Source organism: Leptonema illini DSM 21528, assembly GCF_000243335.1.
Taxonomy (GTDB): domain Bacteria; phylum Spirochaetota; class Leptospiria; order Leptospirales; family Leptonemataceae; genus Leptonema; species Leptonema illini.
On sequence record NZ_JH597773.1, the window covers coordinates 558,130 to 572,115 of the forward strand.

Consider the following 13,986-nt stretch of genomic DNA (forward strand, 5'->3'; position numbering starts at 1 on the left):
ACGTCTTATTTCGGGCCCGATTAGCAGGCTGTTAGAAAAACGGGTAATAGACACAGCAAAGGCCCGGTTTCCCGGGCCTTCACGTGCTCTGATAAAGATTCAGGCTAAGAAAAGGTGAGCTATCTCAAGCCTCGTCTTCGTCCTCATCCTCGTCGCCTTCCATTTCTTCAAGCAGCTCAGAATGGCGTACGACGGTACCGGGCTCGATCGACTGCTCTTCAAGAGCGGCCTGGGCGTAATCAAGCAGGTCGGCTACCATTCCGTAAAGCTCCTGCTCTTCGTCGCTGAGCTCCTGGATGACTTTCAGGTCTTCTTCATCGATCCAGTCGGGAACTTCTTCACCGGCTGCATCGACCTCGCTCAGCGTCAGCACCGCCGCAAGGCGCTCCTCGAACTCATCTTCGAGAGCGGCAATCGTATAGGCAGGAAAAAAGCCGTCTTCATCTTCTTCCTGTTCGATGGCCACCTCTACGGAAAGCAGAGGTTCGGCCTCATCATTGCGGTAAAAGTGCAGTGGCCACAGGCGGACCTCGGTGGGTTCCTCACCCTCAAGCTCCATTGTATCATCGGTGGGATTGCCCACCTCCATGCGGATGTCCAGTTCGGTCATGCTGTCGTTTAATCGACTGCGGCCTGGCAGTCGATCCATTTTCCGAGTAACCGTAGCCCGCAGTCGGCACTCGCAGCCGGCTGCCATCCGAACAAATGAATCAAATTCACGCAACGACGCTGAAAAATACCGATCCCCGCGTTCGGTGCCTTTAATTAAGCTGTCTTTTAATTCGTTGCCTTTTACTTCATTTCTTCTGAAAGCCTGTGCAGTCGCTCAAAGGCGACATTGATTCGGTTGAAGTTTTCCATAAGCTCCTGAGACCGCGCAGAAAGATCGAGCGCATGCTGTTCCAGATACTGGATGCTTTTCATGATCTCTCCTTGACCGGTGCGCTGCTCTCGACCGGCGTTCTGCACATCGGTTGAGATGTGGTAGATGCGTTCGAGAGATCGAACGAATTCCTTGAGCGTGTGCAGATTCTGATGATGGCTTCCGGTCAGATGCTCAAGGTTTACGACGACCTCGCTCAAAACGCCGCTCTGCGTTTCGAAGGCGCGGTTCAGATCGGCAAAGAATCCCGATCCCTGCTCGATCATAGAACGGCTACCTTTAATAATCTTCTGAATGTTCTTGGCATTTTCCTGACTGAACTCGGCAAGTCGTCCGACCTCCGAAGCGACGACGGCAAATCCGCGACCGTGATCGCCGGCTCGCGCCGCTTCAATAGAAGCGTTGAGCGCAAGCAGATTCGTTTGATCAGAAATAGAACTGATCACCTCGTTGATCTCACCCAGTCGCACAAAGGATTGCTGTAGCTCGGCAAAAAGCTCGGTCGCAGATTTCAGAACGACCGTAACCGCCTGATTCGTCGTTCCGGCCTCTTGCACCTTACCGTAGAAATGCTCGTTATCATGCAGCATCTTTTCCAGCAGCTTAGATAGCTCCTCACTTCGCCGGTTCATCGACTCGATGACCTGAAACTGCTCCTGCATGTTACTGTAGGTGAGCTCCGCCGAAGCCTTGAGCTCTTCCATCGTTGAACCGATCTCTTCGATCGATCCTGCCTGCTCCTGCGACTTCTGCGAAACGCCGCCTACAAACGTTCGCGTCGAATCGAGTCCCTGCTTCAGAGAATCCAGGTTCTCTCTGAGAACTCCGGCGCTCTCAAGCAGCCGGCCATTCAGGGATCTCGATTCATCGCCCGAACGATTCACATCTTCGAGCAGAGATCGGCTGAATCCGATGACGGCTCTTACGATGAAGGCCGTCGCGAAAAGAAAGGCAAGTTTCAATACTTCGAGTATGAGGTTGTGGTTTCGGCCGGAATAAATCTGATTCATGTCATCCACAAAAACGATACCGGGCGCCGTAAGAACGACCGCAGAGAAGGCTCCATAGATAACAAGAGCGGTTAAACCGACGACGATCGTAAAGAATCTATCGTTGATCAGAGCCGACATGATAATGTAAAAGAAAAACAGGGCATAGAAGACCTGATTATTCAGGTTGGGACTTCCTGATTCGGGAACGATGATAGCATCAAGAATGAGCAAAACGCCGGTAATGCTGATCTCAAACAGCGTGAAGAATTTTGCCACGCTGAGCAGACGCCCCTCCGTCCATTTAAAACGATAGTGGTGAAAGATCAAAGCCATGATCAGAATGACCGTCGTTCCGAAAAGATGGTTCCCGAAAACCACCGGATGCATGATCGTATAGGCCGAGGCCAGCGACGAATAGAAGAATACGACCAGTGCAAATCTGATATAGTTGATCGTAAGAAGAGCTCGTGTCTGCGTCGACAGAGCGAGAGAAGTGTTTTTCTGCATGAAGTCCTCTTTATGCGACCGGATTACGATTTGCCTGCCACGCTGTCTCTCATAACAGACGTTGACGCCGCGAAAAACGCAGGCGATTTCACAAGATCGTGCCCGCGAAATCTCTTCTGCAAGGTGCCGATGAAGCAGCTTTTTCATTGTCAAACCTGTGCATTCGGCGTTGTATAAAAACGATATGAAAGGGACTTCGGCAGAAAAGGCGGTGCGTATTAGAGTTCACTACGCCTCGCATAAGGGGCTCGTTCGCGAGAAAAACGAGGACTCTATTCGCATTGGCGACACAGTAATAACGGACGGACAGGCGGATAGCGTTACGACCGGTGAAATCAAACTTCTGTCGGGAAACTGGCTCGCCATCGCCGATGGACTCGGCGGACATGGGAGCGGTGAAATAGCAAGCGCCGTCGCCGTGCAGGCCCTCGGTCAACCGTCAAACCGGCTTTACGATGAGGCCGGTATTCGCGGCGTACCCGGCTTCGTGATGAATCAGCTGCGTCGAAGAGCTGCGGCCGGCGACGTTTCGCGCAGTATGGGAACGACTCTATCGGCCCTGTGCTTTACGGAGGCAGCGCTCTTCCTTGTGCACGTCGGGGACTCGCGCATCTATTCTCTGCCCGATTTCAGGCGGCTGACCCGTGATGATACGCAGGTGCAGGCTCTCATTGAAAAAGGTGAGATCCCCGAACAGATGCGCAACCGGCATCCTTTAAAGAACCGCCTCACGAGAAGTTTAGTCGCCGACGGCAACACGCCTGCTACGCTTGTAAAAAAGATCCCCGCCCAATATGCCGCCGAATTTTCCTTTCTGCTCTGCAGCGACGGACTGTGGGAGAACTTCGCGGACGACGAAATGAGAGAACACCTTCAGCGCATGAACGAGAACGGGCAGAGCCTGGCCGACTTCGCCGGATGGCTTCTGAGCACAGCTCTGGAACGAGGAGGGAGCGACAATATCAGCCTGATAATTACCGAGCCGGTTCTATAAGATCGTCTTTCAATGCAGGCCACAAGCGATCCGTCATCAGTCTGTAGCCTTCGCTATTCGGATGCAGGCCGTCCGCAAGATTGTACTGTGGGCGACCGACGATGTCGATCATCGGAAACGGAATGAGCTCGCTGCCAGCAAGTTCGGCCATCCTCGGAAAGATGGCGGCGAATCTCTCCTGGTAGCTTGCTGAAAAACCGGGCAGCGGGCCGAAGGCGACGATGCGAATGCGAACGTTGCGGCCGCGCAGGTCTTGGATCAGATTTTGATAATCCTGTTCGACTGCGGCTGGATCCTCTTGCAGAAGAAAATCGTTGGCGCCGAGAAATACCACGACGGTCGATATGCCCGGAAACTTCTCGAAGTAATAAGGAAGCCGACGGGCCGCCATCTCCACCGTATCGCCCGGCACACCACCGTTGATCACCATCGTCCGAACTCCGTGTCCTCGCAGAAGCCGCTCGATGCGCGCCGGAATCGAATCGGTCGGTGGAACGAGATACCCGTATGTCAGACTGTCACCGAGAAAAAGGACGGCGGATTTCATGCCTCTTCGACTTCAAGGATGGCCAGCTGATCGCCGACCTTAACCGTGCTTCCGCGCGGCTGCGTTATCTCGACGATCTGACCTGTATGAGGACACTCAAGAGGAAAGGCCGCTTTATCGGTCACAAGCTCGCAGAGTTCGTCGTTCTCAGAGACGGACTGCCCCGGTTGAACGTTCCAGCCGACCACCTCGATACGCTCTGCATCGCCGATATCGGGAACCATCAGCGGAATTCTTTTCTTGCTCATCATGCGCTCCTTCACACCAGGTTCCTGCCGACTGGAATGAGATCAATCCCTTCTCTTTCGTAAAAAGAGCCTCTGCTGGCCGTCCTTGAGTTCGTCGAAGTAACCCGCCGGTGCGAAATGCTCCCACAGCTCCCGGAAGGCCTCGCGAAGCGATTCGCCATAGGCATGACAGTCGTAACCGGGTCTGCGCCCTTCCTGTTCTTCAAGCGCCGCCTTCTCTTCGGTCAGATAACGACGGCGTCGATCCCTTGACTTCTTCGAAAGAATCAGATATCGCACCTTTTCTCCTGGCTGCAGCTCGATGCCCATCTCGGCAAGCTGTTCCAGAGAAAGAGAGCTCGCCCCATCGACGGTGTATTCGTCCACAGAGCGACTCACCGTACGACGCAGAAGCAGATCTCTCCAGGGGATTTCACTGTTATAAAGACGCTCTTTCCATATACGATAGAGTTCATCCATCGTCGGATGAAGCGCCCTGAGATCGGCGATCGTTTCAGCCGTCGCCATCACATCGAGCATCTGCTGCTGCACATGCCGCAAGAAGTCCGGAGTGTCGCGGCGCCGGACCTGAATGCCGCGCATCTTCATTGTGCCGTCGGTGAAACGCCCGAAGTAACGGTTGGCGACAGGAAGACGCTCGTCCTGACGTGAAGATAAAAAGACGATCCAGGAGTACTCTCCTTCCAGAGACATCTCCACCGATGTCGCCGCAGTAATCGCATCACAGAGCTCCTGCAGCTGCTGCCCGTGACCGGTAGGGCCTGCTACGGGATGAACCGTTGGATCATCAAACGGTGACTCTTTCTGCAAGAAGAGGCAATCGGTAATAGCATGCAGCACTCTGTATCCTCTCTGTTCAGAGATGCGTTTGGCGCGAAGCAGCTTCTGTCTTCCGAAGGCGGTGACGGCTTCATGGCTTTCGAGCCGCCCGAACTTGGCATTGCGATAACCGAGATAGCCGAAGCAGGTTACAAGCAACCACTTCAAGGCATCCTGTCTCTGATGGGCACGTTCCCGCTCTTCTGCCGTCGGCGCATGCTTCTTCTGATGCTTCAGGTAACGTCGGAGTTCCAGTATCGGCGCAAGTGATAGCGGGACGATCCCCTTGCGACGACGGCATACGGGAAAATGCGCCTCGGGTACACGATCGCAATCCGCATAGGACGGCGCGCAGCAGGAGCAGAGAACCGTCTCAGGAGAGAGGTTATGGTGGACCATAATCGTCGGATACATCTGGCTGAAATCGATCTGAATGACGTTCTCTCGAACGTTTGTTTCGCGTATGTCGGGCTCATAGACGAGACCTCCTTTATCGGATGTAATCAGTTCAAGGGCGCTTCGCGGCTCTTCGCTGTGACTTTTCTGCCAGGGGACGAGATAGTTCTGCTTCAGAGCGACGGCGGTTTGAATCATCGTCATGGCCGCCCCCGTGGAGGAGCGCGCCATCCTCTGCACGGGAATACAGGACAGGCGCGAGAGCTGAATCACTCCCTCAAGCCCGCTCTCGCGATGCACGAAAGAGTTGTGGCGGTCGATATGCCACCGCCCCTGTAACGGATAAGACGGCGCACGAAAGATCATGCTGCCGTAGGTGAAATAGCTGCGCCCTTCTGTGATAATCTTGCGGTTCAGTGCCATCTCGCCTGCGGTGATGCGATCGGCCTGCAAAGGGATCTTCTGTTCTTTTGCATGTTTGAAAAGAGCAGGAAATATGGTACGATCTCCGTATTCCGAAAGGATGACGTCGGGGTCGTTACGATAAAAGAAGTCGTTGAAACGATGGATCATGCGCACCGGGTTATCCGTAGGCACCTCGATCTGCTCGGCGCCCGATTCAAGCAGCAGAGCGTTGCCGCGAAGACCGAATCGATGACTGGCGGCCAGAGACAGATAGGCCGTGCGAAGCGGCACCACCGGATACTCGATCGCGGCGGCATCTTCAAGCATGCTTCCGTCAAGCAGATCGAGTCGCTGTTCTTGCTCATTCCATTCGCACTGCAGTCTCAGGCGAGCCATGGGAATCCAGCGGCGATGAAGCAGATAGAGCGTCGGCAATTCAACGTCGCTATGATAGATCTCGATACGCTCGAAAAAGGCATAGAGTTTACGGTGAACCGTTCTGAGAAAAGAAGGTTTTGCAAACGTATAACACACTACGGGCATAACATGACCCGTGTAGAAGTGTATGCGTTCCGTTCGCTCGGGCGAACAGGCGAGTACGCCGAGAACCTGAAGCCTGCGGGTCAGTCTGTCAATCACGGCGGCATCGCCATGCACGTAGATGGACGGCTGAAAACGATCGCAGATCAGATGCGTGCGACCGGTATCATCTCGCATCCAGAGCAGCATGACGTCTTCTCTGTTCTGAAGATCAAACAGATGTCCTTCTATGGTTATCATACATCGGTAACATCTTCCGGACTGCTTGCCTCTACAGAGTTCCCTTCGGCGCTTACCTCAGAGCTTCCCGGCGGATTTCCCTCAGAGCTTTTCAGAGAGTCTTTCAGCCTCTGTAGCTCTCGCTTCATTCTGCTGAGCTGGCGCTGCTGCTCTATAAGAATCGAAAGCATAACCGGATCAGAGGGATTCGGAAAGGCCGCCATGACGCCGGCCTGTACATGCAACTTCGCATAAAGCATCAGATCATCGAAAAGATGCTGATCTTCTCTTCGCAGAGAGGCGCGGAACTTGCGGAATCGATCCCTTACCTTCTCAAGCTGCCATGAGTAGGCGGCGACGGTGCGTCCCATAAAGCCCTCCTGTCGAATGCCGCGTCTTTCTCTGTTTGCTTCAGACGCGGGCGCATGATGTCGGATGTTACACGTGAAGAAGAGCGACCGGTCACCCTCCACACAGAAGCGGCAAGCGCTTCAAGCTCGGGAAAGATCGCCTTGAAAGAAGGATGAGAGTAATGCTCCCTCTCCACGATAAGAAAAGGGGAGGCGGTGGAGCGCAATCGAGCGACCATGCGCCTCAACAAAAAGAGCCCCTCCTCTTCGCCGACGTCGCCATCAAAGAACTGCTTCATCGGAGCAAGCAGAACCGTTAAAGGACGCCGTTCTTTCTCAGCCCTGGCGATGGCTTCGAGTATATGATACGGGGTAAACACCCTCTGCACCAGGATCGCCGCAAGCAGCACATCTGGATTCACGTCCCGACGCAAGGCCTCATCCACCAGGCGAAACACATCAAGTCGGATGGCGCAATCAATGACCAGCACAGGCATGTCTCGCAGAGCAAGGTCTGCAATCCACAGATGAGAGACGTCTGTGGGAAAGCTCTCCCCCGAAAGAAGGGCGACCCCTTCTGGAGGCCATGACTTCGGGAGCCACAGCCCTGAGCGTCGTGATTCTGAGAGCCACGATTCTGAAAGCCTTGCCTCTGAAGGCGACGGGTCGAGAGCAGAAGGCAGCGCAGAACGGGATGAAGCCGGAGGCATAAGCACAATCATCTGAATACTTATCAAAAGACAAGCAAATTTACGACGCCAGATTTTCTCTGCACGAATTTTTTGTGACATTGCAAAGGCACCGGCTCAGTCTGGTGAGACAACCCCATGCTCAAAAATCACAGACTTCGACTCATCACATTTGCCGGCCTGTTCGCTGCTCTCGCCACCGGCGCCGTCCTGCTCACTCCTGTTCTCTATGATCGCGGATGGCTTCAGTTCAACCATCCCGACAAAGAACGCTTTCCCGTCCGCGGCCTTGATGTCTCTCATCATCAGGGAGTCATCGACTGGCCGCTGGTCGGCCGCTCTGAGTACCGCTTCGTCTATATCAAGGCCACAGAAGGCGGCGATTTCACCGATCCACAATTTCACCGGAACTGGAAAGCAAGCGAAGAGGCCGGACTGATTCGTGGAGCCTACCATTTCTATACTCTCTGTCGGCCCGGAAGGGATCAGGCCGAGCATCTTATACGAACCGTGCCCGGGGCTCACATGCTTCCGCCGGCCATCGATCTGGAATTCGGCGGCAACTGCTCGAAACGCCCCGCCAGAGATGAATTCAATCGGGAACTGAATCAATTCCTGGACATGATACGGACCCACTACGGCTCAGAGCCGATCCTCTATACGACAGAGGAATTCTTTAAGGCCTATGGAGATCCCTCATGGATGAAGCGACTCTGGATACGCGACATCTTCTTCGAGCCCGATGATTTTCCGGGTTGGATCTTCTGGCAGTATTATTCAAGGGCCTCCGTTCCGGGCATTAACGGCCCGGTCGATGTCAATGTATTCTATGGAACAGAGGCCGATCTGCATGGCCTTATCTTACAAGAAAAGATAGACAACGATCGCTGAACGGTAGCAGACTGCACTATGTCGCTTTTCTCGACGAACTGGAACGACCACTTCGCCCGACTTAACGAGCGTTACGGAAAACGCAAACATCCGCTTGAGTATCGGAACCTGTATCAGCTGATGATCATGACCATACTCTCGGCCAGAGATTCGGATAAACACATCAATCAGGTAGCGCCGCCGTTTTTTGACGCCTATCCCCGCCTGAGCGATCTGGCCCGTGCAAAGCCGCGTGATCTGCATCCGTTACTTCGCGGAGTCACGAACTACGAAAAGAAGTGCGAATGGATCTGCGAGACGGCAAAGCAGATCGGATCGGACGACAAGATCCCGCTCACACTTGAGGGCCTTGTTGAGATGAAAGGCATCGGACGCAAAACGGCGCTTGTCATACTCCGGGAGATCGGCAAGCCGGGAAAAGGCATCATCGTCGATCTGCATGTCGAGCGCATCGTCCCGCGGCTTGGACTCGGCGAAGGAACGCCTGTGAAGATCGAGAAGGCACTTATGGGAACGCTTGATCCGGCGCTCTGGGCCGATGCCGGAATGTCGCTCTCCTTTCTCGGGCGTGAGATCTGTCGCCCCACAAATCCGAAATGCCCCGATTGCATCTTCGTCGACGTCTGCCCCTACTTCCAGAACCGGAAGACGTGATTTCAAAGACTTCTTTAAGAAAAGGCAACTGTGCCGGTTTTTGAGATGCCCTGTGAAAACAGGCCGTTTCTATCTTGTCAGCGGAGTTTCGATTGGTTTCTTGAACTCATGCAGGCCATGACAGACCTTGATGAGATCCGACAGACGCTCGAAAAGACGATGATGCCGCATGAGCTCGAAGAGGCCATGCCGCTGATCGAAGAAATCCAGCGTCTTAAGCGCGAAAAAAACGCCGTCGTTCTCGGCCATAATTACATGACGCCTGCCGTCTTTTATGGCTGCTCGGATTTTATCGGCGACTCTCTCGGTCTGGCCCGCAAGGCCGCCGATACGGAGGCCGACATCATCCTCTTTAACGGCGTGCATTTCATGGCCGAAACGGCCAGCATCCTCAATCCCGATAAAAAGGTTCTCATCGCCGACCCTGAAGCCGGATGCTCGCTCGCCGAAAGCATCACCGGAGCCGACGTGCGCGCCATGAAGGCGCAGTATCCGGGCGTTCCCGTCGTTACGTACGTGAACTGTTCGGCCGAGGTGAAGGCCGAAACCGACATCTGTTGCACAAGCGCCAATGCCCTGAAAGTCATCGAAAGCCTGCCCGATGATACGATCCTCTTTCTGCCCGACGCCTATCTTGCAAAGAATATGCAGCTTCAAACGAAGAAGAAGCTCATCCCCTATGAAAAAGGGAAGTGCATGGTTCACGAACAGTACACGGGCGAAGATATCGCTTATTTTCGCAAGCAGTTCGACGATCTGCTTGTGATCGCTCATCCTGAATGCGATACCGACGTAACGCAGGCCAGCGACTTCAGCGGAAGCACCTCGCAGATGGAAGGCTTCATCGCCCGAAGCTCGAATAAAAACGTATTGCTCGTCACCGAATGCAGCATGGCCGATAACCTGCGCTCCGTTTTTCCAGACCGTATGTTTGTGGGCACCTGCCACACATGTCCGCATATGAAGAAGATCACGCTTCGCAAGGTGCGTGACGCCCTGCTCTTCGAACAGTTCGAGGTGCGCGTTCCCGAAGACATCCGCGTGCGAGCCGTGAAATCCGTAGAACGCATGATCGCCATCGGCTGATAGTCTGGAAGACCGGCAGAGTTAACCGCAGAGATGGCCATGAAAAGCAAGTAGACGGTGCAAAGTTCTGATGTACTTCCAGTTCGACGGGGCTGGAAGGCCGGTGGCAGGTTGTTCTGCGAAGTGGGACTTGTGATCCCGGCTCAGAGATTAACCTAAACCGGCCACCGAACTTCCATATGAGGTGCCGAGAGGAAAGCTCGGATGACCTCGAATAGGAGACTGGTGTACAAATCAGAGCTTGTCAAGCCCTTCCTGCTCCTTCGTTACTACGAATGAAGAGAGGTGATGGAGTATGGATACGAACAAACCGGTAGTCGGAATCGATCTGAGCAAAAGAACCCTTGAAGCAGTCCGGGTTACGGGCGAACGAATCGAGCGGTTTTCCGGGAAAACAGATGATCAGGGGCTCCGAACCCTTGAAAAATGGCTGAAAAAAGGCGAGACCGTCGTTCTGGAAGCCGGTAGTCAGGCCTTTCGCATTGCTCGACGGCTGGCTAAAAATATCGGCTGCGACATGATCGTGTTGAATCCCGGCGATGTTGCCGTCATCTATGACTCTTTGAAAAAGACGGATAAAGAAGACGCTCTGAAACTGGCCCGGCTGGCGCAGCGCCATCCCCGGGAAGAGTTGCCGACCGTGGAAATTCCGACAGAGAAGCAGGAAGTAATCCGTCGACTCTCTACCGAACAGGCGCACTGGAGCGAGATGATCAGCATGAGTAAGAATCGTCTCCATTCCGTATTCGTCGAAGCAGGAATTGTTCATCTCACAAGAAGCCACCTGAGTCGACGAGAAAACAGGCAGGAAGCGTTTGAATCACTTCCAGAGGTCTATCAGGCTGAGGCTTCCCGGCTGATGCGAGATATCGACCACATGGAAGGGTTAGTTGAAGAGCTGGAAGAGCAGATTCGAGGCGCATTAAAAGAGAATCTGGATTATACATCCCTTGTCATGTCGATGCCCGGTGTCGGTCCTATCCTTGCGCTGGCTTTGCTCGGTTATCTCGGCGATGGGAAAAGGTTTTCCAGCGCCAAACAGGTGGGCTTCTTTGTGGGCCTTGTGCCGAAGGTCCAGATATCCGGAACGATGGTGCATTACGGACATATCGTTCACACGGGATGCAAGCCTATCCGACGAGTCATTATCCAGGCCGCATGGGCATTGACCCGATCCAATGAAGGCGGAGATCTGCGGGCCTTTTACCAGCGACTCTATCCCATCAAAGGGAAGAAAAAGGCCATCGTCGCAGTTGCTCGAAAGATGACCGAGATCCTGTATCTCATGGTGAGGAACGGTGAGTTTTATCGGCATTCAAACCCTGTTAATCTGAAGAAGAAACTGAAATACTACGGTCTGCACAGTGCAGCCGCTTGAAAAGGAATCGCCTGATTAAAAAAATTGGGTCGGAGTGTGGGAGGGGCTTGACTATGGTCATGTAACATAGGAGGTCGCAGAGGTCGCAGAGGTCGCAGAGGTCGCAGAGGTCGCAGAGGTCGCAGAGGTCGCAGAGGTCGCAGAGGTCGCAGAGGTCGCAGAGGTCGCAGAGGTCGCAGAGGTCGCAGAGGTCGCAGAGAACACTGAGAAGACCGGAGAGGAGATAGGGATAAGAACGGTTTCTCCTATCTTCTTCTTTCACGCCTTTCGCGATAAAAAAAAATTCTTACCCTTCTCTCCGCGCCCGCTGAGCCCTCCGCGGTTAAACCTCTTTGCTGTGAGAAAAAACAGAACAATTCACCACAGAGAACGCTGAGGTCGCGGAGAAATCCAGAAGGAAAGTCGGGAGAAGCGATAGGGTTTCAATATCGCTACCGTTAGATTCTCCGATTTTTCTTCTTTCTCGATTTTCGCGTATTTCGCGGTAAGCAAATCCTTTTGACCGCGAAAAGCGTGAAATACGCGAAAACGATCCGAAATAGAGAAGCGTTCGCGTGCGGAAAGGCCTTACCCCACTCCTCCTCTCCGCGCCCTCAGAGCCCTCCGCGGTTAAACCTCTTTGCTGCGATGCTGCGAGAAAAATCAGAACAATCCACCACAGAGGTCGCGGAGAACACAGAGAAGACCTGAGAGAGAAGAATCTGAACCGGCGGCCTTTTCCTCTTGGTCTTCTTTCGTACTTTGCGCGACAGAAAACCCATTTACCAGTAGAGTAGAGAGGGTGCCGGAAGCCCGGCAGCCCTCCCCCTCGTCAAACCGGACGTGCAGATTTCCCGCATCCGGCTTTCCCGAAAACAGACCATCCCAGAGCGTATTCATTTGAGATAGAGCAGTCCCATTTTGCTTATCTGGGAGTAGAAGCTCACACCATTCGGCGGGCGAAAACCACGCTGACTTCTTCTCTTTAAATGCACTGTTAAGCGATGAACTGTATAGGAGTTGACTTTTCTAAAGGAAGCCGCTGGATAACCGAAGCGAAAATAATTTGACCAGCCGACAAGGGTTCTGTTGATACCGCCTATCATCTCATCAATAGGTTGATAGCACATCTTCTTGCCCGTCATGATCTTAAGCCTATCCCGCATCCGCTGCACGGCTTTCTTAGAGGGTAACACATTCAAATAGTCTCGATTTCTGCCCTTGAGATCGCGATCAAACCGAAAGGTAAACCCGAGAAAATCCAGACTCGCTTTCTTCTCCTTCAAGTTGACTGTCTTCGTCTTGTCACGATTGATCTTAAGACCCATGCGGGCTTCAATGAATCCCTCAACAAAATCGGTGAGGCGATCCGATTGATACCGGGCCAACACGACAAAGTCATCCGCATAACGAACAAGTTTTGCGTTGGCCCACACAGCGGGTCCGTTACGACCATGAAACACCTTATCGAAGTAATGTAGAAACAGGTTCGCGAGCAGCGGGGAGATCACTCCCCCCTGAGGCGTTCCCTGTTTCGATCTTGCGATGCGTGGTGGACTCCCTTTATCGTCGGGGGGTTCAACCACAGGCGTCTTCAACCACATCCGGATCAGTCGCAAGACCGACCTGTCACTGATTCTCTGCTCAACGCAGAGAATCAGTTTGTCATGTGGGATGGAATCGAAGTATCCTTTGAGATCAGCATCATATACAGCCTGAAAACCCGACAGAATATGACTTCTGATTTCTGCGAGCGCTGTATGTGCAGATCTTTTCGGTCTGAACCCGTAGGAACAGTCGAGAAAATCAGCCTCATAGATAGGCTCGATAATCAGGAGAGTCGCCATTTGCACGACTCGGTCTTTAATCGTCGGAATGCCAAGAGGACGGCGTCTTCCATCCGGCTTCGCAATATACTTCCTGCGGACCGGGCTTGGTCTGTACGTCTTCTCTTTCAGTTCCTTCTGTATCGATTCAAGAAATGCTTTCGCACCTCCTTTGCTGTTCTCAATTTGTTTGAAGGTTATCCCGTCAACGCCGGGAGAACCGCGATTCGCTTTCACTCGTGAATACGCCGCCTCCAGAACGTCCATCCTGAAGATACGATCATAAAGCACGTAAAATTTGAAGCGTGGTTCGTTCCTCGCCTTGTGATAGAGTTTCGATCTCAAAAGAGCGAGCTTCTCGGAAAGTCCCTTCTGGTTAAGCGGTATCGCTGCCTCAGTTCCCTTTCCTTCTTCCGTAGAGGATGTTTCCATCAAGCGGTCTTACTCCTTTTCTTATCCAAACTTGTTTTCGGCAGAGTCCCTTCGCTCCACCGGAATTACCCGACTTCCTCGCTACTATGGACTCCTCCGACTCCCGATGAGGATGAGTCACAGTTATGGATTCCTGTCACTCGTTGCCGAA

13 protein-coding genes are annotated in these 13,986 nt (G+C 53.3%); 5 read left to right on the forward strand and 8 right to left on the reverse strand.

Translation table 11 applies throughout. From position 1 onward, the window contains the following. Positions 1-124: 124 nt before the first annotated feature. Both LEPIL_RS02510 and LEPIL_RS02515 read right to left on the reverse strand, forming a co-directional pair. Complete coding sequence (locus tag LEPIL_RS02510) at positions 125-610, reverse strand: hypothetical protein (protein ID WP_002769635.1); 486 nt, start codon at positions 608-610, stop codon at positions 125-127. 182 nt (positions 611-792) lie between these two features. Continuing rightward, entirely contained in the window at positions 793-2,382 is a 1,590-nt protein-coding gene (locus LEPIL_RS02515) for a methyl-accepting chemotaxis protein (protein WP_002769637.1), read from the reverse strand. Between the two features lie 184 nt (positions 2,383-2,566). On the opposite strand from LEPIL_RS02515, the gene LEPIL_RS02520 reads away from it, so the two are divergent. Then, positions 2,567-3,376 carry a PP2C family protein-serine/threonine phosphatase gene (locus LEPIL_RS02520; RefSeq protein ID WP_002769639.1) on the forward strand — a complete coding sequence of 270 codons (810 nt, stop codon included), beginning with the start codon at positions 2,567-2,569 and terminating at the stop codon, positions 3,374-3,376. Here the strand turns inward: LEPIL_RS02520 and LEPIL_RS02525 are convergent. Genes LEPIL_RS02525 through LEPIL_RS02545 form a run of 5 tightly spaced genes read right to left on the reverse strand, consistent with a single transcriptional unit; the run spans position 3,357 to position 7,610 of the window. Beyond that, positions 3,357-3,923: a GDSL-type esterase/lipase family protein gene (locus tag LEPIL_RS02525; RefSeq protein WP_002769641.1), complete on the reverse strand. Its 567-nt coding sequence runs from the start codon at positions 3,921-3,923 to the stop codon at positions 3,357-3,359. The two genes, LEPIL_RS02520 and LEPIL_RS02525, sit on opposite strands and share 20 nt — an antisense overlap. After that, on the reverse strand, positions 3,920-4,171 hold the full coding sequence (locus LEPIL_RS02530) for a biotin/lipoyl-containing protein (protein ID WP_002769643.1): 252 nt from the start codon (positions 4,169-4,171) through the stop codon (positions 3,920-3,922). Before LEPIL_RS02530 ends, LEPIL_RS02525 begins: the two co-directional genes overlap by 4 nt. 42 nt (positions 4,172-4,213) lie before the next feature. Beyond that, positions 4,214-6,571, reverse strand: coding sequence for a DNA polymerase domain-containing protein (locus tag LEPIL_RS02535; protein WP_002769645.1), 2,358 nt, complete (start codon positions 6,569-6,571; stop codon positions 4,214-4,216). Further along, a complete protein-coding gene (locus LEPIL_RS02540) occupies positions 6,568-6,921 on the reverse strand; it encodes a DUF8156 family protein (RefSeq protein WP_002769647.1) in 354 nt (117 codons plus the stop codon). The genes LEPIL_RS02535 and LEPIL_RS02540 overlap by 4 nt, the downstream gene beginning before the upstream one ends. Beyond that, complete coding sequence (locus LEPIL_RS02545; protein WP_143464809.1) at positions 6,876-7,610, reverse strand: hypothetical protein; 735 nt, start codon at positions 7,608-7,610, stop codon at positions 6,876-6,878. The genes LEPIL_RS02540 and LEPIL_RS02545 overlap by 46 nt, the downstream gene beginning before the upstream one ends. Positions 7,611-7,727: 117 nt before the next feature. Between LEPIL_RS02545 and LEPIL_RS02550 the strand changes: the two genes are divergently transcribed. From LEPIL_RS02550 to LEPIL_RS02565, 4 genes are all read left to right on the forward strand, one after another. After that, positions 7,728-8,480: a glycoside hydrolase family 25 protein gene (locus LEPIL_RS02550; RefSeq protein WP_002769651.1), complete on the forward strand. Its 753-nt coding sequence runs from the start codon at positions 7,728-7,730 to the stop codon at positions 8,478-8,480. Positions 8,481-8,498: 18 nt separating this feature from the next. After that, the gene (locus LEPIL_RS02555) at positions 8,499-9,134 is read left to right on the forward strand and encodes an endonuclease III domain-containing protein (protein WP_002769653.1); all 636 of its coding nucleotides are present in this window, start codon (positions 8,499-8,501) and stop codon (positions 9,132-9,134) included. A gap of 117 nt (positions 9,135-9,251) precedes the next feature. Beyond that, positions 9,252-10,220: a quinolinate synthase NadA gene (gene nadA / locus LEPIL_RS02560; protein ID WP_040919364.1), complete on the forward strand. Its 969-nt coding sequence runs from the start codon at positions 9,252-9,254 to the stop codon at positions 10,218-10,220. Positions 10,221-10,515: 295 nt separating this feature from the next. Further along, complete coding sequence (locus LEPIL_RS02565; protein ID WP_002769659.1) at positions 10,516-11,598, forward strand: IS110 family RNA-guided transposase; 1,083 nt, start codon at positions 10,516-10,518, stop codon at positions 11,596-11,598. A gap of 875 nt (positions 11,599-12,473) precedes the next feature. Here LEPIL_RS02565 and ltrA read toward each other — a convergent pair. Then, positions 12,474-13,835, reverse strand: a complete 1,362-nt coding sequence (gene ltrA, locus LEPIL_RS02575) for a group II intron reverse transcriptase/maturase (RefSeq protein WP_002769328.1) — start codon at positions 13,833-13,835, stop codon at positions 12,474-12,476. Positions 13,836-13,986 lie beyond the last annotated feature (151 nt).